This window comes from Methanobrevibacter wolinii SH, from assembly GCF_000621965.1.
Lineage (GTDB): Archaea > Methanobacteriota > Methanobacteria > Methanobacteriales > Methanobacteriaceae > Methanarmilla > Methanarmilla wolinii.
Genome location: NZ_JHWX01000012.1, coordinates 1 through 24,252 on the forward strand (window position 1 = coordinate 1; position 24,252 = coordinate 24,252).

The 24,252-nt window shown below is 22.0% G+C and carries 25 protein-coding genes; 9 read left to right on the plus strand and 16 right to left on the minus strand.

Annotation, left to right across the window (positions count from 1 at the left end; translation table 11 throughout):
- Nucleotides 1-87: 87 nt before the first annotated feature.
- Nucleotides 88-780, minus strand: a complete 693-nt coding sequence (locus tag T523_RS08700; RefSeq protein ID WP_052334581.1) for a DUF169 domain-containing protein — start codon at nucleotides 778-780, stop codon at nucleotides 88-90.
- A 395-nt stretch (nucleotides 781-1,175) separates the two neighbouring features.
- On the opposite strand from T523_RS08700, the gene ybaK reads away from it, so the two are divergent.
- Entirely contained in the window at nucleotides 1,176-1,655 is a 480-nt protein-coding gene (gene ybaK, locus T523_RS00695; RefSeq protein WP_042706952.1) for a Cys-tRNA(Pro) deacylase, read from the plus strand.
- Between the two features lie 227 nt (nucleotides 1,656-1,882).
- On the opposite strand, the gene T523_RS00700 is transcribed toward ybaK, so the two are convergent.
- The 6 genes from T523_RS00700 to T523_RS00725 all read right to left on the minus strand — a co-directional run bounded on the left by T523_RS00700 (nucleotide 1,883) and on the right by T523_RS00725 (nucleotide 6,387).
- Nucleotides 1,883-2,299: a cupin domain-containing protein gene (locus tag T523_RS00700; RefSeq protein ID WP_042706954.1), complete on the minus strand. Its 417-nt coding sequence runs from the start codon at nucleotides 2,297-2,299 to the stop codon at nucleotides 1,883-1,885.
- A gap of 162 nt (nucleotides 2,300-2,461) precedes the next feature.
- A complete protein-coding gene (locus tag T523_RS00705) occupies nucleotides 2,462-3,094 on the minus strand; it encodes a flavodoxin family protein (RefSeq protein WP_042706955.1) in 633 nt (210 codons plus the stop codon).
- 69 nt (nucleotides 3,095-3,163) lie between these two features.
- Nucleotides 3,164-4,021 carry an aldo/keto reductase gene (locus tag T523_RS00710; RefSeq protein WP_042706956.1) on the minus strand — a complete coding sequence of 286 codons (858 nt, stop codon included), beginning with the start codon at nucleotides 4,019-4,021 and terminating at the stop codon, nucleotides 3,164-3,166.
- Nucleotides 4,022-4,428: 407 nt separating this feature from the next.
- The gene (locus T523_RS00715) at nucleotides 4,429-4,884 is read right to left on the minus strand and encodes a MarR family winged helix-turn-helix transcriptional regulator (protein ID WP_042706957.1); all 456 of its coding nucleotides are present in this window, start codon (nucleotides 4,882-4,884) and stop codon (nucleotides 4,429-4,431) included.
- A gap of 457 nt (nucleotides 4,885-5,341) precedes the next feature.
- Nucleotides 5,342-5,875: a hypothetical protein gene (locus T523_RS00720; protein WP_042706959.1), complete on the minus strand. Its 534-nt coding sequence runs from the start codon at nucleotides 5,873-5,875 to the stop codon at nucleotides 5,342-5,344.
- A gap of 101 nt (nucleotides 5,876-5,976) precedes the next feature.
- Entirely contained in the window at nucleotides 5,977-6,387 is a 411-nt protein-coding gene (locus T523_RS00725) for a PH domain-containing protein (protein WP_042706960.1), read from the minus strand.
- A gap of 635 nt (nucleotides 6,388-7,022) precedes the next feature.
- On the opposite strand from T523_RS00725, the gene T523_RS00730 reads away from it, so the two are divergent.
- Nucleotides 7,023-7,325 carry a TIGR04076 family protein gene (locus T523_RS00730; protein ID WP_042706961.1) on the plus strand — a complete coding sequence of 101 codons (303 nt, stop codon included), beginning with the start codon at nucleotides 7,023-7,025 and terminating at the stop codon, nucleotides 7,323-7,325.
- Between the two features lie 48 nt (nucleotides 7,326-7,373).
- Here T523_RS00730 and dusB read toward each other — a convergent pair whose 3' ends face one another.
- The 3 genes from dusB to T523_RS00745 all read right to left on the minus strand — a co-directional run bounded on the left by dusB (nucleotide 7,374) and on the right by T523_RS00745 (nucleotide 11,325).
- Nucleotides 7,374-8,354: a tRNA dihydrouridine synthase DusB gene (dusB, locus tag T523_RS00735; protein WP_042706962.1), complete on the minus strand. Its 981-nt coding sequence runs from the start codon at nucleotides 8,352-8,354 to the stop codon at nucleotides 7,374-7,376.
- 516 nt (nucleotides 8,355-8,870) lie between these two features.
- Complete coding sequence (locus T523_RS00740) at nucleotides 8,871-9,605, minus strand: MIP/aquaporin family protein (protein ID WP_042706963.1); 735 nt, start codon at nucleotides 9,603-9,605, stop codon at nucleotides 8,871-8,873.
- A gap of 220 nt (nucleotides 9,606-9,825) precedes the next feature.
- Entirely contained in the window at nucleotides 9,826-11,325 is a 1,500-nt protein-coding gene (locus tag T523_RS00745; protein WP_042706964.1) for a DUF2193 domain-containing protein, read from the minus strand.
- Nucleotides 11,326-11,882: 557 nt separating this feature from the next.
- On the opposite strand from T523_RS00745, the gene upp reads away from it, so the two are divergent.
- Nucleotides 11,883-12,509, plus strand: coding sequence for a uracil phosphoribosyltransferase (gene upp / locus T523_RS00750; protein ID WP_042706966.1), 627 nt, complete (start codon nucleotides 11,883-11,885; stop codon nucleotides 12,507-12,509).
- A gap of 136 nt (nucleotides 12,510-12,645) precedes the next feature.
- Entirely contained in the window at nucleotides 12,646-13,452 is an 807-nt protein-coding gene (locus T523_RS00755) for a DUF169 domain-containing protein (RefSeq protein WP_042706967.1), read from the plus strand.
- A 196-nt stretch (nucleotides 13,453-13,648) separates the two neighbouring features.
- Here the strand turns inward: T523_RS00755 and T523_RS00760 are convergent, their stop codons facing one another.
- Entirely contained in the window at nucleotides 13,649-14,038 is a 390-nt protein-coding gene (locus tag T523_RS00760) for a winged helix-turn-helix transcriptional regulator (RefSeq protein ID WP_042706969.1), read from the minus strand.
- Between the two features lie 198 nt (nucleotides 14,039-14,236).
- Here T523_RS00760 and T523_RS00765 point away from each other — a divergent pair, with 198 nt between their 5' ends.
- The 4 genes from T523_RS00765 to T523_RS00780 all read left to right on the plus strand — a co-directional run bounded on the left by T523_RS00765 (nucleotide 14,237) and on the right by T523_RS00780 (nucleotide 18,143).
- Nucleotides 14,237-15,025: a protein-ADP-ribose hydrolase gene (locus T523_RS00765; RefSeq protein WP_042706970.1), complete on the plus strand. Its 789-nt coding sequence runs from the start codon at nucleotides 14,237-14,239 to the stop codon at nucleotides 15,023-15,025.
- Between the two features lie 14 nt (nucleotides 15,026-15,039).
- Complete coding sequence (locus T523_RS00770; RefSeq protein WP_042706971.1) at nucleotides 15,040-15,903, plus strand: SIR2 family NAD-dependent protein deacylase; 864 nt, start codon at nucleotides 15,040-15,042, stop codon at nucleotides 15,901-15,903.
- Nucleotides 15,904-16,330: 427 nt separating this feature from the next.
- Nucleotides 16,331-16,732, plus strand: a complete 402-nt coding sequence (locus T523_RS00775; RefSeq protein ID WP_042706973.1) for a pyridoxamine 5'-phosphate oxidase family protein — start codon at nucleotides 16,331-16,333, stop codon at nucleotides 16,730-16,732.
- A 652-nt stretch (nucleotides 16,733-17,384) separates the two neighbouring features.
- Nucleotides 17,385-18,143 (plus strand): hypothetical protein, encoded by a 759-nt coding sequence (locus T523_RS00780; protein ID WP_042706974.1) that lies wholly within the window; start codon nucleotides 17,385-17,387, stop codon nucleotides 18,141-18,143.
- A gap of 301 nt (nucleotides 18,144-18,444) precedes the next feature.
- On the opposite strand, the gene T523_RS00785 is transcribed toward T523_RS00780, so the two are convergent.
- The 4 genes from T523_RS00785 to nikR all read right to left on the minus strand — a co-directional run bounded on the left by T523_RS00785 (nucleotide 18,445) and on the right by nikR (nucleotide 22,510).
- Nucleotides 18,445-18,966 (minus strand): DUF1802 family protein, encoded by a 522-nt coding sequence (locus tag T523_RS00785; protein WP_042706976.1) that lies wholly within the window; start codon nucleotides 18,964-18,966, stop codon nucleotides 18,445-18,447.
- 384 nt (nucleotides 18,967-19,350) lie between these two features.
- On the minus strand, nucleotides 19,351-20,301 hold the full coding sequence (locus T523_RS00790) for a malate dehydrogenase (protein ID WP_042706977.1): 951 nt from the start codon (nucleotides 20,299-20,301) through the stop codon (nucleotides 19,351-19,353).
- Between the two features lie 146 nt (nucleotides 20,302-20,447).
- On the minus strand, nucleotides 20,448-21,617 hold the full coding sequence (locus T523_RS00795; protein ID WP_042706978.1) for a hypothetical protein: 1,170 nt from the start codon (nucleotides 21,615-21,617) through the stop codon (nucleotides 20,448-20,450).
- A gap of 443 nt (nucleotides 21,618-22,060) precedes the next feature.
- Nucleotides 22,061-22,510: a nickel-responsive transcriptional regulator NikR gene (nikR, locus tag T523_RS00800; protein WP_042706979.1), complete on the minus strand. Its 450-nt coding sequence runs from the start codon at nucleotides 22,508-22,510 to the stop codon at nucleotides 22,061-22,063.
- Nucleotides 22,511-22,782: 272 nt separating this feature from the next.
- Between nikR and T523_RS00805 the strand changes: the two genes are divergently transcribed.
- Nucleotides 22,783-23,565: an alpha/beta fold hydrolase gene (locus tag T523_RS00805; RefSeq protein WP_042706980.1), complete on the plus strand. Its 783-nt coding sequence runs from the start codon at nucleotides 22,783-22,785 to the stop codon at nucleotides 23,563-23,565.
- 158 nt (nucleotides 23,566-23,723) lie between these two features.
- On the opposite strand, the gene T523_RS00810 is transcribed toward T523_RS00805, so the two are convergent.
- On the minus strand, nucleotides 23,724-24,194 hold the full coding sequence (locus T523_RS00810; RefSeq protein WP_042706981.1) for a hypothetical protein: 471 nt from the start codon (nucleotides 24,192-24,194) through the stop codon (nucleotides 23,724-23,726).
- Between the last annotated feature and the right edge of the window lie 58 nt (nucleotides 24,195-24,252).

Genomic DNA, 24,252 nt, shown 5'->3' on the forward strand with positions numbered 1-24,252 from the left:
TATTAAACTTAACAACCAAATCAAACACCTAAAAACTAATTCTAATGAAAATTATTAAACTTAACAACCAAATCAAACACCTAAAAACTAATTCTTATGAAGATTATTAGTCCTAACAACAGATTCAACAATATTATCAAATGTTTCTGATGGAAATCCTATAACAACTTCAGTAGGTGCAAAATCAGTAGCTAAATGTGAACCCATACAACCAAAAGATATATTTGGAGTTTTAGTTAAGAAAGTGTTAACAACTATATCCCCACAAAATGATTGTGTTCCTCCAACAGAAGAAGTAATTCTTTCTCCAGATAAATAAGTATTTGCTCTTATTAAATCAAAGATAGTTTTTGGTTTTGCTACAATAACAATCACATCTGGAATAAATTTAGCATCTTCAAGTGGAGTATATCCAATGGCTTCAATTTCATAAGGCATTTTAGGTACTTGTTCAGCATAATATCTTCCACTACTTAAAGTAGAGCAAGTATTATTTTTATCAAAAATTACACCTTCAGTAAATTCTTCAGGTAATGAATTAAGACCTAAGACACATTTTCCCATTTTACAACCAATTTCATTTTTAGTTCCATAAAATGATTCACCTTTACTAGCATTAAGTATTGATTGACAATGCATAATTTTTTTATCAGTTTTATCAAAATATTCCATAGCATTTTCTTCTTTTTTAAATAATTTTACTGCTACAGGATTATAATCCATATTTAAGTAATTTTTAAGTATATCTGAGTATTTTTTAAAGTCTTCTACATTAATCATAATATCCTCACTTAAATTTATTCTCTAAAATCTTCTAACTAATCAAATATTATCATATAAATTTATTCTCTAAAGTCTCCTACAATAAACATAATCTTATCATATAATTTAAATTAAAAAATATAATATTAAAAATGCAACATATGTTGCATATATAATAATTATTTTTCATCATATATAAACTTAAGTTATAAATAAACAGTTCTTTTAAAATCCTATGATTTATAATATTTAAACAATATATAATACTTTAGATTAATTTAAGAAAAGATACCCAATTAATGAAATTCAAAAAAAACCAAAAAATAAAAAAATCATCAAATAATATTAATATAAGCATTTTAAAATAAAATATTAAATTAAAATTCAAAATATATAATTAAGAAGGGATATAATTGAAAAAACACGAAGAAAAGACCAATGTTATGAGATTATTAGAACAAAGAAAAATCCCATATAAAAGTCATGATTACTCTAATACAAATGCAATTAGTGGTGTTGATGTAATTAATGCTTTAGGTGAAAATCCTGACTCTGCTTTTAAAACATTAGTCACAGTAAGTAATAATGAAAATTATTATGTTTTTTTAGTTCCAGTAAGTAAAGAATTAGATTTAAAATTAGCTGCAAAAGTAGTTAATGAGAAAAAAATTAAAATGTTAAAATCAAAAGAATTACTACCTTTAACTGGATATGAACATGGAGGATGTTCTCCAATAGGAATGAAACATGAATTTCCTATAATTATTGATAAATCTGCAGAAAAATATGATACAATATTTTTTAGTGGTGGAAAAATAGGATCACAAATAGAAATGAATTTAAAAGATTTAAAAAAAGTAATAAAATTTAAACTAGCAAATATAACAAAATAAATAGAAATTATTTTTTAATAAAATTATTAAGATTTATTGAAATATTAAAAATTAAATTAATTTAATAAAAGTTTATTTAAATAAAAGAATTTTAACTTTATTAAATTATTTATTCTAAACTATAACTTTCTAAATCTATTATTTTTAAATTACAAAAAATTAAATTTAAACTATCCATAAATTTAAAAATAATTATTTAAGTAATATTATTAAAATTTAAAAGAATATTATAAATTATCATAATATTCATCAGATACAGGTTCACACCACTCATTAGATGTTTTTTCACCAGGAACTTCTACTGCAATATGTGAAAACCATGAATCTTTTTTTGCGCCATGCCAATGTTTAATTTCTGGAGGAATTTCTATAATATCACCAGATTTAAGACTCTGTGCTTCTTTTCCTTCTTCTTGATACCAACCTTCACCACTAACACAAATTAATATTTGACCTCCACCTTTTTCTGCATGATGAATATGCCAATTATTTCTACATTTTGGTTCAAAAGTAACATTTGCTAAAAATAAATCAGTTTTACCACTTGATAAAATATTTAAATAAGATTTACCAGAAAAAAATTCATCAAAATCTTTATTAAATTTTCCAATTCCAAAATCTCCACCATGTTCATCTTTAATCATTATTACACTTCCATAATATTTTAAATATAACTTAGAACTTCCATTTAAATCTTATATTTGTTAAAGAGAAAAATTAAATTCTTAAATAAAATATTATTTCAACAGAATATATACTTTTACTAAAAAAAATTACAATCCATATCTAAACAATATCAAAAATTATTATCTAATAAAATTTGTATGTTCTACACGTTTTGATATAGGTAATTCAATACCTTCTTTTATACTTAATTCTTTAATCTTTAAAAACCAAGCCATATTTTGCCCTAAATTTTCCATAGTCTGAAGACCTTCTTTATCTTCAAGTGCTTCTTTAGCATTATTGCCATAAATTTCATTCCAATATGTTGATGAAATTATAGGCATTTCTCCCCATGTGAAAAATCTATTTAATGTATCTAAAGAAGTCATTGTACCTGTTCTTCTAGCACTAGCAACTGCTGCTGCAGGTTTAAGTCTAAATATTCTTTTACCACCGAAAAATGAAGAATAAAATACCCTTGTCATAAAATTAGTTAATGTTGGGTTAATAGATCCATAATAAACAGGTCCTCCAAAAACATATCCATCAAAAGATTCTGCTTTTTTAACAAAACTATTAACTTCATCATCAAAAACACAATGTCCTTTCCTTGAACACCCATGACAAGCAATACAACCATGAATATCTTTATTTCCTATATGATATATTTCACCATCAACACCATTTTGAACTAAAGTTTTTCTAATTTTATCTAAAGCAATATAAGTTGCCCCTTTTTTATGGGGACTACCATTAACTAATAGAACTTTCATAATAATACCCTTAAAAAATATAAAATAATAAATTAAATTTAAATTTTTTCTATTCGAAAAATAATTATATTAGTTTCTCCTTACTTCAACCATCTTATCAAACCATTTTACCATTTCTGGATCTTGATGATTAAAGAATAAACTATCTTCTTTATTCAATTTTTTTATTACATTCATATCTTCATCAGATAATTCAAAATCAAATACATCGAAATTCTCTTTAATTCTTTGAAGATGTGTTGATTTACATAAAACAACTACTTTTCTTTGTATTAACCATCTTAAAATAACCTGTGCTGCAGATTTATTATATTTTTTACCAATATTTACAAGAGTTTCATTTGTAAACATATTATTTCTACCTTCACCAAATGGAGCCCATGCTGAAATTTGAACTCCTAAATCTTCCATATTTTTTTGAGCATCAAATTGAGCATTAAATGGATTAACTTCTACTTGATTAATTGAAGGTTTAATATTGCGTCCAAATAGACAGATATCTGTAATTCTATCAGGATAAAAATTACTTACACCAATAGCTCTAATTTTACCTTCTTTATATAAGTCTTCTAATGCTTTATATGCTCCATAATAATCTGCAAATGGTTGATGAAGTAATACTAAATCAATATAATCAAGATTTAATTTATTTAATGATTCATATATTGATTTTTTACAATTATCATAACCATAATTATCTATCCAAACTTTAGTTGTAATAAATAAATCTTCACGTGGTACATTAGATTCTTCTATTGCTTCACCAACTTCTTCTTCATTAAAATAACTTTGAGCAGTATCAATAGATCTATAACCTACATTTATTGCATCAAGTACAGCTTGTTTTGTCTCTTCTTTAGGTATTTGATATACACCAAAACCTAAAATTGGCATTTTTACACCATTATTTAATGTTACATAATCCATAATTAATCACTACACTAATTTTCTTGTTTCATAATATATATGTTATCATATATAAATGTTTCCTAATGAAACTATTTATTAATGAAATAGTAAATTCAATATATTATAAAAATATAAAAAGTAAGTAAATTATCATCTAATAAATATAAAATATTATTATAAAAAATTAGTTTATAAAAATCATTTAAATTTTATATAAAACTTTAGAACTGCGTAAATCTATTTTTTATAAAAATTTAAACATTGTTAATACTTAAAAATCTATTTAAAGAATTTTATTTTAGAAAATTTGAGGATTAAAACAATACTAAAAAACAAATAAATTATAATTAAAAAATAAAGAAAAATTAATGACAATTATTTAAATCTAAAGCATTTTAAAAATTTATTAAGAAAATAAATAAAAATCAAAAGTTTTCAGTTTCTAAAACTATCTTAAATAACAATTTTTTTAATATTTTAAGCTCATCAGATGTTAAATCTACTGTAATTTTATTTTCCCAAGCATCCATAAAAGAAATCAATTCATCTGTTTTTTTAATTCCATCAGATGTAAGTTTAACAATTTTTTGCCTATGGTTCATAGGATTTTCCATCCTTACAATCCAACCATCATCTTCAAATTTTCTGAGTAATTTAGCAGTATACCCTTTACTCACATTAAATAATTTAGTTAAATCATTTTGAGTAGTATTATCTGAAAACCTAATTCTTATTAAAAAAGGTGCTTCTGCTAAAGAAATATTATTATTTTTTAATAAATTCTTCAAATAATTCCTATAACTTGCAACTAATTCTTCAACATAATGATAAATTCGAATATTATCAGGATATTCTTCTTTAAATTGTTTTGGAAGTACCATATTATCACATAAATTACAATAATTAAAATAAAATTTAATATATTAAATACTAATTATATTAAATATATTATATAAATATTATATAATAAAACTGTTTCCTAAATAAACTAAATAAAAATATATAAATATTATAATAAACCCATTCTTAAATAAATTAAAAAATTAAAAAAAAACTTAAAAAACACTTATAAAAAATTTAATTAAAATAATTATATTAAAAACTTATTTAAAAGTAATGTAAGAAAATAAATAATAAAATAATAAAATAAAATCACTTACATAATAAATAGAATAAAATTAAAGGTTTTTAATAAAAAAAGTAATACAAAATTAAAAAAAACATTTTAAATAAAAAAAGATTTGTTGAAATAATATTATATAAAATTTTAGGAATCTGAATTTTTATAAAAACCAGAATCCCCATAAATAAAAAAAGAAGATATTAAAATCTTCTAAACTATTTTCTAAATCTACTAAATGGAACAATACCAAGTATATCTAAAACTACAATTAAAACATACAATGGATTACCAGTATCTTTTAAATTAACAGCAGCAACATTAAAATCATTAGAACCATTATCATTTAACTCTATAACACTTACATTATCATTTGTATTAGTATTATTTGTACTAATATCGTTACTTATATCAGTATTATTACCTGTATCATTAGTAACATCAGTATTATTTGTTGTATTAGTAGTGTTATTACTTGGTTCTGGAACATCAAACTCAGTTACCTTAAATCCCCATAAATCACCACGGGAACGATTAGTATTTTCAAAACCTAAAAAATCAAATACCCTGTAATGAGTTTTATTAGTCCATTGCACAGCACCAGTATTATTTACACGTAATCCACTATTATAATCATCAACAGCGGATTTAGCCCATCCTTTTAAATTATTATAATTATTAACATTTCTATAAATTGCCCATATATTTGATTGAACAAGAATACTTGTAGGCACACTACTATGAAAATTCATTATTGAATCATAATTAATTAAAAATACATTATATACAAAGTTTATTCTAAAAATTAAAAAGATTTTAACAATACTCTAAAAAAATAAAATAGTTAAAAAAATTAATCAAATAAATAATGTTTTTTAACTAAATGAACAACTTGTTTTGCTTCTTCTGCTTGTGAAGATGGTACTTTAAATGATAATGGTGCACTATATGCAGCTCCACCATCTGCAGTAACAGTAGTATTACCACTTACACCAATTTTAACATCTACATCAAAATCAAGAGTACCTGCAGTTTCAAAGGAAATTGTTTTAATAGTTTTTTTAGGGAAAAATTTAACTTCAACTTTTTTTCCACTTAACCCTTGAACATCTACATCATATATCCCATAATTTGTAAGAACAATTTGATCCCTTAAGAACTGGAAAGATTGAATAATATTTTCATCATCAAAGAAAAATTCAGACACATAATCTGCATCCATATCTACACTTGCATGTCCTGCTAATTTATCTAATAAAGCCATAATTTTCACCTTTATAATATATATACATACATATATATAAATATCTATCTATTAAATTATACAGAATTATATTGAAATAAAAATATGAAAATTAAAAAATATATAATAAATAATGAATTTAATAAATATTTTTTAATTAATAATAAAAAAATTTAAATAAAAAATTTAAAATTAAATAAAAAATAAAATTTTTTTAAACAGATAAAATTATACTATTTATAACATTGTAATAAATTTTTAAAATAATATTAAATATTTTATATTAAAATATGTACATTTTTTAATTTAAATAAAATGAAATATTTTTAATTAATAAAGAAAATTAATAAAAAAATTACAAAAAATCATTTAAAATTTAGATAAAATTTTAATATATATTGAAAACTATTTTTTATAATAATATAGATATCGAAATTTAAATTTAAAGAAATTTCCTTACAAAATCAAGTCTTTTGAAAACTAATTTTTATAAAAATTTAAAATTAGTTAATACTTGAAAATCAATACTAAGAAAGTTTATTTATAAAAATTTTAAGAATTTCAACAAAGCCAAAAAAATTAATAAAATTTCAATAAAATCAACATAATATTAATTTCAAAAAATTTATTTTAAAATTAATAATATATTTATAATTATGAAAAAAGTAAAAATAACAGTTATTAGAAAAGCATCTTATGACGATCTTATTGCAAAGTATGAAAATCCAATAGAACATCCTTGTGATATGAATGAAAAAGATGTATTTATAGTTAATAACTTAAAAAAACCAGAAAATTTTTGTATAAGTGCTTGGAATAGTGTTTATCCATTTGTTATGGCACTTAGTTATGGAGCTGAAGATTTTTATGATGGTTGGATGAAAAATAAAAAATCTGCTATGATATCATGTAATGATGGTTTTCGTCCAGTAAGCTTCTTACTTGAAACAATAGATTAAAACCATTATAATTTAAAAAAAAACAAAATATAAATTAATTTTTATATTTTATAATTTTAAATCTTTATAATAATCATCTAATAAATTAAACAAAGCTTCTTTTGTATTAATTTTAAATAATTTTTCTAAGATATCATGATTTTTTGGGAAATATTTAATATAATGTGAAATAGGATTCCTCATTCTACGAATAGCTAAATTTTCATCTTTATCTTTGAGAAATAGTTCTGTATGCTTTTTAATTATTCTAATCTTTTCTTCAATAGATACCTTTTGAGGTTCAGTTCCATCTTCAAGATAATTAACACATTCTTTAATTAACCAAGGATTTCCAAGTACTCCTCTACCAATCATTACAGCATCACAAGCAGTTTCATCAATCATTCGTTTAGCATCATAACATGATCTAATATCACCATTACCTATAACAGGTATTGATAATTCTTCTTTAACTTCTTTAATTATAGACCAATCTGCTTTTCCAGAATATCCTTGAGTTTTAGTACGTGGATGAACTGTAATTCCATATGCTCCTGCATCTTCAACTATCTTTCCAATTTCAACTGCATTAATACTATTATTATCCCAACCACTTCTAATTTTTACAGTTACTGGAATATCAACAGTATTAACAACAGTTTTTACTATATCATATGCTCTTTCAGGATCTTTAAGTAATGCACTACCAGATTTAGAATTTATTGCTACTTTTTTAACTGGACATCCCATATTAATATCAATAATTTCAGGTTTTATATAATCATATACATATTTTGATGCAATTTTAAATGAATCAGAATCTGGTCCAAAAAGTTGTACTGAAATAGGTCTTTCATAATCTGTCATATATAATAATTCATTAGTTCTATTATTACCATATTTAATTGCATTAGTTGATATCATTTGAGTTTCAATAAGCCCACAACCCATAGATTTAACAATACGCCTAAAAGATGAATCACATTCACCAGACATAGGAGCTAAAACAAGTTGATTATCTATTTCAACATCACCAATTTTCCATTTCATAAAATCACACATTAATTTAAACTATTATAAAATTAATTCTAAATACAATTTAAATCTTTTTATAAAATAAGAATCTGTTAAAAACTTAATTTATTTAAAACTTTAACTTTTTAAAAACTATTTATTTTAAAATTAAAAATAAAATATCATAAAAATTTAAAAATGACTTAAAAACTATTTATTTTAAAATTAAAAATAAAATATCATAAAAATTTAAAAATGACTTAAAAACTATTTATTTTAAAATTAAAAATAAAATATCATAAAAATTTAAAAATGACTTAAAAACTATTTATTTTAAAATTAAAAACAAAATAGAGCGAAAAATTCAAAAAACTTAAAATATATTATCTAAAATTAAAAAATATCATAAAAATTTAAAAAACTTTTTTTATAAATAAAAATATCAAAACTTAATAAAATAAATAACTAAAAAAGAACAATTATTAAAAAAATAGCTAAAAAATCAAAAATAAATAAAAATATAATTAATTGAAGAGTAAATTTCTTCAAAAATTATATTTTACAGTTAGGGTTATTACTAGCAAGTCCAACATAAGTTAAAGCAGCTAAAATACCTCCAACAATTGGACCAATAATATAAATATAAAAGTAACCCCAAAGATTTCCTCCACCAACAAGATAATCAATTAAATAAGGACCAAATGTTCTTGCTGGATTAATAGATCCACCAGTAATAGGTCCAAGAACAAAGATTGCTAATGCAACAGCAGTACCAATTGCTAAACCAGCAGCTCTTGGATCTGCTTTTTTATCTACAGCAGTACCCATAACAACTAATACAAGCAAATAAGTACCAATAAGTTCAGCAATAATTGCAGAAATTACACTTACACCTTTAGCAGGAGCAGTTGCACCTAAAGCTGCAATAGTTGCAGAACTTGGTCCAATACATATAAAAACAAATAAACTTCCTAAAACTGCACCAATTACTTGTGCAAAAATATATCCTATAGAATCTCTTAATGAAAGATTTCCAGAAACAAGTAAACCAATAGTTACTGCAGGATTAAAATTAGCACCAGATATTTTACCAAGTGAATAAACACCCGCCATTACAGTAAGACCAAATGCTAATGAAATAGCAAACCATTCAGCAAAACCACCTAAGGTCCCTACATGACCATTAGCAAGTAAAGTTGCTTGAACTGCAGATCCAGTACCAATAAAAACAAGGAAGAATGTTCCAATTAACTCTGCTAAAAATTTATTTGACATATTCCCTTTCATATTACCACCTACAAATTCAATTTAAATTTTAAATTATAAAAATAAATAATTATTTTAAAATTTATAAAATAAAATTAAATTAATTATAAATTGTATAATATATTATAAATTTTTTATTGAAACTAACAATTTTAACCTAAAAAAGTTAAAAAAGTAAAGACAAAGTAACAATTTTAACCTAAAAAAGTTAAAAACCTAGAAAAACTAGATTTTAAACTTTTTATATAGCATTTTTCCATTGACAATATTGATGTCTAAAGTCAATAAGAGAAGCAACAGCACAATTTTTACAAGCTTTAACTGGTGAATTTGCTTTATCCTTATTAAGTGCAATAATATTTGTCATTAGAGTTGCAGTCATGGGTTCTGAAGTAAGTAAACAAGGATAATCTGCAAGACGCATTAATGATGAGAATCTTACAGATATAGCACAAGATGGATAAGTATATCTTTGTGGATTCATTATTACTTCATTATCAAGTATTGGTTTTAAATCTACAGGATAAGAACTTACCATAGGTTCCAAAATACCAGAATCAGAACATTTTGCTTTTCTAGCTTTATCAAGATATGTATAACCTCTATATATCATATCCATAAAGTCAGAATTATGTAGTTCTGCAGCTGCTCCTCTTGTTGGATTTAATTGAACAAAATTATGGAAACGTTTTGTAAGAAGATCAACAATCATTACAGCATTAAATCCATCAAGTTCTAATATATATTCAGTAGCACATGCTGAAGCACCAGTAGTTAAACTTAAAATATCAAATGGAGATTTAAAATTAGTAATATTAGATTTTAAACTAGATTCAATTACATCTGTTGTAGCTTCAATAATTGCCATTACAACATCATCTTTACACATATTAAATGTAGATTGTGATATATGATGAGCAATATCTCCTACACAATATGCAGGTACAGTTAAAATATTTCCATAATGAACTTCATTATCCATTGCTGCTTTTACATAAGGAGTCATTTGTTTTTTATAGGTTTTCATATATTTTCTACAATCAAATGAAGATTCTCCAGCATCATCCATAAGTTTACCTTGAGCTTCAATTGGATCAAGATAAATATCTTGTAATTGAGAAATTTCAAGTTTAGTAGCCTCAGCAGCACTTGCACCATTTTCAAGAGCTTGTGAAAATGCATCTCCAACTCCATAAGAAGTGTTCATACCCCAAGATTTAGCAGCTAAAATAGCTTGTTTATGTGCTAATGGAATATCTGTTTTAAGAAGAATTTGATTTACAACATTACTTGTACTTCCAGGAATCATTGCAAAATCAACAACACAAGTAGGACCATAAAATCCACCATAATGTCTAATTGCTTCACGAGAAATTAATGCCTCATTATCAGCAATTGCCTTAGCAAATTTTTCAACACTTTCATTAAATTTTGAATCTTCCTCTTTAAGAATTTCAAGTACAGGTGGTGTTTGATAGTGTTCAACCATTGGATCATCTTCTGGTCTAACAGTATCAGTTAAACTATTAAGAGCATCAAAATGTGTTTGAACAGAATTTGTATGTAAATCAAAAACTGCTTGAGATTGACTACCTATTGGTTTCATACTAGTTGCTGCATCTAAATATGGCTTAGCATCAGCAATTTTAAACTTAGTACCTCTTTTTTCCTTAATAACATCAACATCTGCCCTTTGAGCAGAAACTGCTTCATTTACCATTTTCTCAAATAATTCATCCATATTATCACCTATAAATATTTATAAATTAAATGAAAATGAAAATTAAATAATTAAATTGTATATAATTAATTAGTAGTAAATTAAATCATATATAAATTTCGTTTAAGTACTAGATAAAAAATTTATATATTATGAAGTACATAATTAAGATTAGTTCTAATTTTAACAAATAATTTAAAGAAAGAGAAACAATAAAACAATCGATTTTGATTTTAAAAGAAAAAATGATGTTTTTCTAAACTTGAATTTATAAATAAAAAAAAGATATTTATTAAAATTATAAATTAAGATAATTTAAATTCATATAAAATAAATATCAAGTTTATCTTATTTTATCATGATTATATTTAAAACCTATTATAAGATTCTAATTAATTATAAAACATAAAAATTAAAATTTATTTTAAATATATATTAAAATAATAAGATTGTAAATAATCTGATTATGTTGAAGACATGTTTTATTTAAATTTTGATTATCTATTAAAATTAAAATTTAAAAATTTCAACACAAGAAATAAACCAATAAAGTTTAATTTAAAGATAGGAGATATTTAATGAATGAAAATGTTTTAAATCATCCCTTAATAACTCATAAATTAGCTATCTTAAGAGATGTAAATACAGGTACAAAAGAATTTCGTGAATTAATTACAGAAATTTCAACACTTTTAGCATATGAAGCTATGCGTGATGCAAAACTTGAAGAAGTTACAATACAAACACCACTAGAAAAGTTAAAAACTGGGATGTTAAATGAGGATAATTACGCAATTGTACCTATTTTAAGAGCAGGTATGGGTATGTTAGAAGGGATTATCAATGTAATTCCAAATGCAAAAGTAGGACATATTGGTCTTTATCGTGACGAAAAAACATTAAAACCAATTAAATATTATTATAAAATGCCAAAAGGAATCGAAAATAGAGAAGTTTTAATTATAGATCCTATGCTTGCAACTGGTGGAAGTTCATCTGCTACAATTGATATGCTTAAAAAAGATGGAGTAAGTAAAATTAAACTTTTATGTATTGTTGCAGCACCAGAAGGAATTAAAACAATTGAAGAAAAACATCCAGATGTTAAAATATTCTGTGGAACAGTAGATAAAAACCTTAATGAAAATGGATATATTCTTCCAGGTCTTGGAGATGCGGGTGATAGAATTTATGGTACAAAATAAATATTTATACTCAATTCAAAATACTTAAACCTTCTATTACTATAATTTACAGAATGAATATATTATTAGACTCAATTCAAAATACTTAAATCATCTATAATATAGTATATAAAATAATATATCATTAGGTGGTAAAATGGAGAGTAATATAACAAAAGAATTATCTGCAAGATTTAACCCAATTTTACTTATCAAAACAGATGAAAAACCAGAAGATGCATATACACTTAAACCTGGAAGAGGTGCTTGTGTAATGTCACTTGTAGGACAAAGCATTGCAAAAAGGAAAATAACCTGTTTTAGTCGTGAAAATATAAGTTGTGGTGGAGTTAATGCAGGTTTAGGTTGGGGTACTGGATTTGAAAATGAAGAAGATAAAGAATTTCAAGCATGTTTCTTATCATTAGGTCTTGAAAGTGCTAAAGATAAAGATAAATATCTTAAAAAAATAGAACATATCCCAAAACCAATGCAAAAAATGTTTATAAATGGTGAGCGTATTTACTATGATTATGATACAGCATATAAATCAATAAGCAAAAGACCAATTTATGATGATAATAAATATGCTGTTTTTAAGCCATTAGAAAAAATAGAAAATGGAGAAATTCCAGATTCAGTGATATTTACAGTTAATCCAATAGAATTAACAGTATTAATACAATTAAATAACTCTTTTAGAACAGATAATACTTATATTTTAACTCCACAAGCATCTGCTTGTCAAGCTATTGGTGCTTTTACTTTTAAAGAAAGAGATAAAAATAATCCATCACCAATTCTTGGACCAATCGATTTTGCAGGACGATCTAAAATTAAAGCTTTAATTCCAAATGATTATATGCTTCTTTCAATGCCTTGGAAATTATTTTTAAAATTAGAAGAAATAAGTAAAAATAGTATACTACAAACAGATTTTATTAAAAATTTCTATAATGAATAAAACAGGATTTTAAAAATCATCAACTAAAAACAAAACAAAAAAAATCCTAATCTTAAAAATCATCAACTAAAAACAAAAAACAAAAAATAAATTCTAATTTTAAGAATAATCTACTAAGTATAAGATATAAATTAAATAATAATAAAATTAAAATCTTAAAAAAAGAAAAATAGTTTTTAAAAAATTTATTTAGAAATTAATCTGAAATATTAAGGGTATCTTTAAATAAAGTACGAATCTCTTCTCTTTTATCTTTATCAGAATACTCTTCAAATCCACTATTTAAACTAAACATTGCAATTTCATAAATTACCCTATTTAAACTACGACCATAATCAGTTAAATAATATTCTGTTTTTACAGGATGTGTTTCAATAATCTTTTTTTCAATAATATTACTTTCTTCAAGTTCTTTTAATCTTTGTGAAAGAACTTTATTACTTAAATTAGGTTTATCTTCCTTAAATTCTGAAAACTGTTTTTTACCAAAAAACATATCTCTTATAATTTGTATTGTCCATTTTTTATTAAATAAACCAACTACTTTATCAATAGGACATCTAAATTGTACTTTTTGTTTACCCATAATATCACTTAAATAAATATTATAAATTAAAATTAATAAAATTTTCACATAATAATTAAATTTAATTTTTAATATTTTTAATAAAAACTTATTATAGTTACTATTTAGTAACCTAGTTACTAAATTATTACAAAATTTATTTATTAATTAAATATACAATTAGAATATGTATTAAAACAAAAAGTAAGGAGGTATAATATGAATAAAGATGAAATAGTAGATTACTTACTTAAAGAATTAATAGAAGAAAGCAATGAAAAAATCAATATTCCAAAGGATTATGAAAGTAAACGAATATTATTACGATCTTTAATGAACATTCGTCTACCTGGACCAATATCTAAAGAATTTTTAGAAAAACAAGATGAATTATTAAGTTATGAAACAAATTCAAAAAAATTAGTTTCAGCAAGTGATATTAAACCAATAGCTAAAAATCCGAAAATAGGAATATTTCATGGAGATATAACTACATTAAAAGTAGATGCAATAGTAAATGCAGCTAATTCCAAACTTCTTGGTTGCTTTATACCATTACATAATTGTATTGATAATGTAATTCACTCTGCAGCAGGAATACAGTTAAGATATGATTGTAATAAAATTATGCTTAAACAAGGACATGATGAAAAAGTTGGACAAGCAAAGATAACTAAAGGATATAATTTACCTGCTAAATATGTTATTCATACTGTTGGTCCTGCATTAATTCAAAAAACTAAACCAAATAAAAATCAAGAAGAATTATTGAAATCATCATATATAAATTCTCTTAAGCTTGCAGATAAATATCATTTAAAAACAATTGCATTTCCAAATATTTCAACAGGAGTATTTAATTATCCAAAAGAGGATGCTGCAAAAGCAGCATATTCTGCAGTAAATAGTTATTTAAATAATAATCAAGACACAAGTATTGAAATGGTAATTTTTGATGTATTTGAAGAAGAACAATTAGAAATTTATAAAAAATTATTAGAAGATTAAATAAAGAGGTTAAAATGTTTAATAATTATTCTAAAAAAATTAAAGAAGCATATGAAAAAATTTCAAATGCAGATAATATTGTTGTAGGTGTTGGATCTGGATTATCTGCAGCAGGTGGATTAAACTATACAAATGAAGAATTTTTTAAAAAACATTATCCACAGTATAAAAAATTAGGTTATAATAATTTAACAGAAGTTATGGGTATATACTGGGTTTATTTAAATGAGGATAATGCATGTAAATATTGGGGATTCTGGTCCCACCATATAAACGAAGTAAGATATGAAACACCAGCATTAGAACCATATACCAATTTATACAAGATACTTAAAGACAAAAATTATTATATCATATCAACTAATGTTGATTATCAACTTGAAAAAGCAGGATTTAAACAAGAAAAAATATTTGAACCACAAGGACAATACTCACAATTTCAATGTATAAAACCATGTTCTAATAATGTTTATTATAATGAAAAATACATTAAAAGAATGATTAATAATAAAGTAGATGATTATACAATAAATAGTGATGATATACCATATTGTCCTAAATGTGGAGACTTTTTAATTCAAAACCTTAGATGTGATAATCGATTTGTTGAAGAACCAAACTATAAAAACTATGATAAATATATAAACTTTCTAAAAAATTCAGTAAATGAAAATACTGTATTTTTAGAATTAGGTGTAGGATACAATACTCCCACAATTATTAGATTCCCATTTGAACAATACTGCTACAATTATCCAAATTCAACATTAATAAGAATGAACTTAAATCAAGCAAATATTCCAGAAGCAATAAGTAGAGGTATATCAATTGATAATGATTTAAATCAATCATTAAAAGATATAGCAGATTTAATTTAAACCATAAAAACAAACATACTAAAGATAAATGACTTAATTTAAACCATAAAAAAAGTACACAATAAAAATTAAACTAAATATTTCAAGGTATAAGTTGAATTAAATATTAAATTAAAATTTATTTAAAGTTACTATACAGTAACTACATTACTTTTTAGTTACAAAAAGCTTTTATAAATAGTTAATCAAATTATAAAATACAAAACATGTATTTAAGATTAAAATACATGATAATAAAATGTGATTATGAATATAAAAATAAATAAGTAACTAAAAAGTTACAAAACCTATTTATATATGATAAATCATATTATTAAATACAAATTAAAATTTATTTAAAAATTAAACAGATATTTTAGTTTAAAACTAAATATAACTTGTTTAAATAAAAAAATTAAAAAATAAAATTATATGGATGTGAATTATTATGAATGATGTAATTAAATTTTTAGAAGAAAACCCACTTGTATACTTAGCAACTAAAGGATTAGACCAAGAAGCAAAAGTAAGACCAATACTTTACTACTTTGAAGAAAACAATAAACCATACTTCTGCACAGCAAATACAAAACCAATGTACAAAGAATTAGTTGCTGATCCAAAATTCGAATTAACTGCAGCAACCCCTGAATATCAATGGTTAAGAGTAAAAGGAGAAGTAGAATTTGTAGATGATATAAATCTCAAACAAAAAGTATTAGACTCAAATGAACTTGTAAAATCATTATATTCAACAGCAGATAACCCAGTATTTGAAGTATTTACCTTCACAGGAGAAGCAACAATAGCAGACTTCTCAGGAAACCCAGCAAAACAATATCAAATATAAACAATTTAAATATCAAGAACTTTAAATTGTTTAACTTTGTTGAAATATATTAAAAGATTTAATTTAAATTTTTAATATGATTTTTCAACAAAGTAATTCTTTTTTTAAAAAAATAAATACACATTTAAAACTTGTTTTATATAAAACTATTTTAATTATAATTCTTAAATTATAAATATAAAGATTTAAACAACATTAAATACTAAAAACATTAATAATAATATTTAAAAATAAAAATCTGTTAAAAACTATTTTTTATAAAAATTTAAAGAACATTTAACATTTTAAATCAACAAAGAAAGTTAAATCTAAAAATAATAAAGGTTTAAACGATTTAAAAATAATAAAAATTAAGAAAAAATAATAAATATAATCTTTTTAAGAAAGATTCTAATTTTTAATAATAAGAAAAGAATTGATTAAATCTTATTATAATAAGTAAAAAATATTTAATATTAATATTAATATAATATTGGAAATATAATTCAAAAAATATTAAATTTATTTTTAAAAGAATAAAAATTAAGTTTTATATTTTTTTAAATGGATAATCTATAAAAAATAATATAGGAATTTTTTTGAATTAAATATCTAATTTAAACTTTATTTTTAAGTTTAAAAAATTATTTAATAAATTTATTTAGTGGGAAATATGAGAAAATTAAAATGGGAAGTAAAATTTGGGATAATACTAATTATCTTAATATTTATAATATATGGTATAGATTATATTATATTTGGAGATTTTCATGATATATTCCATTATGTAATGTTACATTTAGGATTTATACCAATTGATATACTAATTGTAACTCTTGTTATAGATAAAGTAATGGATAATCATGAACAAAAAACTTTACAAGAAAAAATAGACATTCTTATGGGATCATTCTTTTCAGGAATTGGAAATGGTTTAATATCTATGTTTTATTATGCAAATGGAGAAGTTAATATAACTAAAGAACTTAAATCCATTGAAACTTGGAAAGAAAAAGATTATGAAAATGTATTAAATGAATTAGATGAAAATCCAATATCATTTAATTTTAAATTATCATCTGAAGATCGCACTAAATTCTTTATAGAATTAAAAGAATACTTAAATGAAAGAAGACCTTATCTATTTGATTTAATTGAAAATCCAACATTACATCAAACAGATAATTTTTCAGAATTGCTTCTTGCTATGATGCATTTAACAGACGAATTAAGTTATAGAAAAACATTTGAAAATCTACCTGAATCTGATTATACACACCTATCTTATGATATAAGTAGAGTTTACAGTAAATTAATATATGAATGGATAAGATATCTTGAATACACTTATAAAAATTATCCATATATGTTAAAATTAGCTGTTCGTATAAATCCATTTAATGAAAATGCTAGTATATATGTAAAAGAATAAAATATAAATTTTAATCTTTTACCTTTTTTTAATTTTTAATAATAAAAAATATTTAATTTTTAAATAAGCAATTAAACTTTTAAATAATCAAAATTTAGATTTGTTATTCTATTTTTTATACTTATAAATCAATTTACATAAATTTACTAAAAAAATAGATTTTAAAAAAAAAATATTGTTTAAACATTTACTCAAAAAAATAATAATAAATTTTAAAAAAAATATTGTTTAAACAATAATTCTGAATTTTTAATTTAAAATAAATGATTATAATATTAAAATAAATAATAATTTTAAAAAATTATATATTTAAAATATCTTCTTTAATTTTATTAAATTCATCATCATTAAATACTGGAGTCATATTTTCTAATGAAACCTCTTTTTCAGCTTTTGAATAAATTCTTCCACCACCTCTTTTAAGCATTAATGGTTCTTGAAGTTTATATACTCTTAATAACCAAATATAACTTGTTTCTTTATGTACATAATCTTTAATATGATTACTAGTCCATATATGATATTTTTCATAATTTTCAATAGTATCTGTTGGTTTTTGAATAATACAATCTACTTTTGCATAGTATTTAACCTCAGATTTTTCATTTAACTTTTTAGGGTATAAATTTTCATAAACAAAATCTTTCTCATCATCTTTAAAAACTTCAATAAAATTTTTTTGATGAGCATAATTAACAGTAGGATATAATAAAAAACCTTCTTTTTTAGTTTTATATCTTCTTATTAAAATCACTTCTTTTCTTTGTCCAAATGCTTCAATAATAGCATTCCATTCATTTAAACAACTTGATGTAGAATTCATTAAATCCCTTCTAAAAATTATTATTATATAATAATATAATTTATTAATATAAATTATTATTTAATTAAAAAGATATAGTAAATTATTTTTAAAAAAAAATAGCTAAAAAACACATAAAACAAAATAAGATAAACTAAAAATTAAGAAAAACAAAATAGCTAAAAAACACATAAAACAAAATAAGATAAACTAAAAATTAAGAAAAACAAAATAGCTAAAAAACACATAAAACAAGATAACAAAAAATAGATAAAAAATATTTAAAATAGTTTTTAATTTAAATCATAATAAATTACAAAATATTTTCATTTAAAATTTTAAACTAAATAATAAAATTAATAAAAAACAGGAAAATCAATTAAATATTATCTAAAGAAGATAATATTAATCTTCTAAATAATGCATAACTTTATCAGTACATTCTTTAATAACATTTGCAGCATCATAAAATTCTTCTTTTTCAATATCTGTCATATGAATAGGTACAATCATTTTAATACCTTTTTTTGATAAAACTGCAGGTACACCTAATGATATATCATGAACACCTTCAACTTCACCATCTAAATATGTAGTAACTGTTAGAATTCTACGACTATTAGTAATAATATTTTTAATTAAATCAGTAATTGCAAATGAAGGACCATACTCTGTTGCACCTTTTTTAGATATAATTGAATTTCCTGCACTTTTAAGTTTATTTATAAGAACATCAACATCTAAATTAACAGGCCCAATGAAATAATCTAAAGGAATACCACCAATAGTAGTTGAACTTAAAAGAGGAACCATATGATTACCATGTTCTCCAATAACCCTTGTATGAACTTCACTACTATTAATATTAAAGTAGTTAGATAAAAACATTTTTAATCTTAAAGAATCTAAATGGTTTCCAAGTCCAATAACTTTACTTTTGTCAAAACCAGAATATTTTAATGCAACTGTTGTCATTACATCAACAGGGTTAGTTACAACTAAAATAATAGAATCTGGAGCATGAATAGCAATTTGCTTAGAATAATCCCTAACAATTTTAGCATTTGGTATTGCTAAATCTAATCTATCCATACCTTTTTTTCTTGGAATACCAGAAGTTATTAATACAATATCAGATCCTGCAATATCCTCAAAGTTACAAGAAGGAATAAATTTACATAAAATATTCTCTGCAGCTAAAGCATCATACATATCAAGTACTTCACCTTCAGCTTTACTTAAACTTGATGGTCTACTAAACATTACAATTTCATCAATAAAATCTAATCTTGCTAATGTGAATGCAACATTTTTACCAATTGTTCCAGTTGAACCTAATATACTAACTTTTGCCATAAATAAATTTAGGCTATTATTATAAAAATATTTTACTTATTTAATCTAAAAATTTTTTTTAAAAAAAATATCAAAAAAGAAAAATATTGTTTAAATTAAATATAGTTTTAATATAAATTAAAAATTCTAATATAATCTAAATTAAATTAATCATAAAACCACATAAATTTATCATCTTTTAATAAAGCAATATTAAATGATAAATCAGATATATTGTAACCATTATTTAAACAATATTTTACATTTGTAATAGCAATTAAAAATTTAGCTAAAAATCCTAAATCTTTAGAAGATAAATCTGAAAGTTTTTCTAAATAAAAATTTTTATTATCATTTTTAATTGATTCTATTTCTTTTTTAAGATAATCATAAGATTTACTAAATCCTTTCATAACTAATTTTAAATCATTAAATTCATTTTTATTAATATTAAGCTTATTAAAATTAGACATATTATTAGAAACATCATCTTTAATAATATTTAATTTATCTAAATAATCATCATAATATGATTCAAAACCAGATAAAAAAGTATATTGAAACTTAGGATGTATACCAGATAAAAAAGACATGATTTCCTTTGTTTGGGAAAAAGCAAGAATTAAATTATCTCCATTATAATCTATCCTTTTAAAATCACTTTTAATAACTTCACCATCAAGTAAAGTAATAAGTTCAAAATTAATAAATGAAGGATTCTTATTTAATTTATCATAACCACCAATAACAATACCTGTTTTTTTAAGAATTAACATCTGAATAAATAATTTATATAGAAGATCTTTAATATAATCATCAGAACTAGAAAATAATGAAGTTAATTTATTAAAAAAGTCATCTAAAGAATTAAATTCATTTTTATTTTTAATATTCTCAAGAACATTAATATATTTATCTGTATCAAAATTGTCTAAAAACTCTTCAAAAGATTCTAAACAATCTTTTTCTTTATTTTCACTTAAAATATCACGAATAAAATTATCAAATAATCTTAAAAACTCATATTTAATTAATTTAATATCAACCTCATAGTCTAAATATTCTTCTTCAATATAATCAATAATAGAATATCCTAAATCTTCAAGCTTATCATATCGATTATATGAAATTTCTTCCTTAAAATTTGATAAAAAATCTTCCATAGGAATACTCATAAAATCAGGATTACCATAAACCATAACTGCCATAGTGTATTTTCCTGAAAAATCAAATATCTTATTTACATCATCAAATATTCTTTCATTATTTAATACAGTTGTTTTATCTGCTGCCATAATTAAATTATTCTCATTTACTAAAATTAATTCACAAGTCATATAATTACCTCATTTTAAATATAATTAAATTATATTAATAAAAAAGAATAATTATAAAAGTTTATTATTTAATAATAGAAAATCATGAAAATATTTAAAAATAGAAATAAATAAAATAATTTTTTAAAATAAAAAATTCATTTCTAAGTAAATAATTTAAAAGAATTAAAAAATACAAATATTAATTAAAAAATTTATTAATTAAAAATTTTAATAAATAAAATAATAAAACAAAAGCTAAAAAAAAATATTAAAAACTAATAAAAAACACAAAGCGGTTTAAACAAATAAAAAAATAAAAAAAAAACACGAAAAAGGAGTTTAAACTAAAAAACACTAAAAATCCTTAAATAAATAAAAAATAGAACAAACAAAGCAAATAGACATTTTAAAAGAATAAACTTAAGTTTAAATCTTTTAAAATAGTTAAAAAAACTTAAGTATTAACCTTCAAAATGTACATGATTATGCTCATGTTTATGACTAAAATTCTTACTATTAGCAGTACTAGTAAGTTTAACGTGTTCTACACCTTTAAGTTTCATCATCTTTTCAGTGATTTCACGTATAAGATTTACATCACCATTAACAATGATAACTTCCATACAATATTTTTCAGTCATATGAACATGCATACTAGCAGTAATAGTTTCTCTGTAAGCATGTTGAATATCTGCTAAGTTCTCCATAACTCCAGTATAATGATGATCATAGATTATAGTAATTACACCAATCCGTTCCCCTTCCATTTCATTCATCCATTGGTAACGAAGAATATAATCTTGAAGAGCATCTCTAATACCTTTAGAACGAGATTGATATCCTCTACTTTTTAAAACATCATCAAAATCTTCTAATAATTTTTTAGGTAAAGACATACTAATTCTCATCATCCACAGAACTCCTAAATTTTTTTAAATAAAATTATTTACACCAAAAAATATAAACAATTTTCTATGTTTAATTTTAAAATTCGTATTATATATATTTTATGAAAACCAATAAAAAGATAAAAGATATAATAAATCTTATTTTTAAATTAAAATAGCTAAAAAATTATTATATAAAAATTACATAGATAATAATCAAATTTATTATATAATAAATGATAATAAATTTAATTAAATCAATAAATTAAATTATATTAAAATAAAAAAGTAATACTATGACAACTATTAATATTAATTCAATTAAAATGAACTATAAAATCTCAGGAAATGGTTTTCCTATTGTATTGATTCATGGACTTTCAGATGATTTAAATTATTGGAAACATTTAACTAAATATTTAGAGAGATATTATAAAGTAATAAGCATGGATTTAAGAGGACATGGAAAAACAGAAGAAGGTAACGAAAAATATACTATGAATTTAATTAAAGACGATGTTATAAAACTTCTTAAAAAATTAAATATTAATAAATTCCATTTAATTGGCTTTTCACTTGGAGGACAAATCTCCCTTAAAATTGCAGTTGAAAATCCAGAACTTGTATCAAAATTAGTACTTATATCTACATTACCAAGAGCAGATAACTATACAAATAGAAACTTTAAAATAATGCTTAACTCAATAAACGAAAGTTTTGAATGTTTCTATGATACCATGATAAAATATGTTTTACCAGACGATATAATTAAAGAAAATAAAAACAAATTAGATGAAATTAAAATAATCCAAAGTAAAAATAAAAATCAATCTGCAATAATAAAAACATTAGAAACATGTAAAAATTTTAATATTTATAATAAATTAGATGAAATTAAAAACAAAACATTAATTCTTTATGGAGAAGATGAAGAAATTATTTCATATAATAATATTAAAGAACTTGAAAAAATACCAAATTCAAAAATTTATTCTTTTCCTAATACAAAACACAATGTTCTAATTAAAAGAAACTTTAATGAAGCTAAAAATATAATAATAAACTTCTTAAAAAACTAAAATAATTTAAAAAAAAAGTAAAAATTAAATAAAACATCAAATTAACAAAAAAAATTAATAAAATAAATAAAAACTAAAAAAAAACATCAAATTAACAAAAAATAATTTAAAAAAAGTAAAAATTAAAAAAAACATCAAATCAACTAAATTTAATAATATTAATCAGATAATAAAAGTCTATAATATTGTTCACCATATTTAAGAATAGGTTTAATAATACCTTTATTTGTTAAAGAGATAATAACATGATACATTCTAAAGTCAGATAAATTCAAATTCCCATATAAAAGATTTCCTTCTAATTCATATTTAGGAACAATACCATCTACAACAATATTTTTAATAAGTTCAATAGAATCTTGTTCTATCTGATTTAATTCTGCATCAATAACATCTTGTTTAGAATTTACAGTGTTTATTTTTTCATCAGTATCAAGTAATTTAACACGATTATCTTCGAAATCAACAAGTTTTTTATTTTTAAGACTGTTTAAAATTTCATATAATTGATATTCATGTATTTTAAGCTCGATTTTAAGTAAATTTTGAGGAATACCATCCTCATATGATCCATTAAGTTTTTTAACTAAATCTAAAACATTTCGCTCATTTTTAGTAATTGTAATCATAATAAATAATCCTTAATTTATAACTTAAATATTAATTATAATAAATTATGATTTTTAT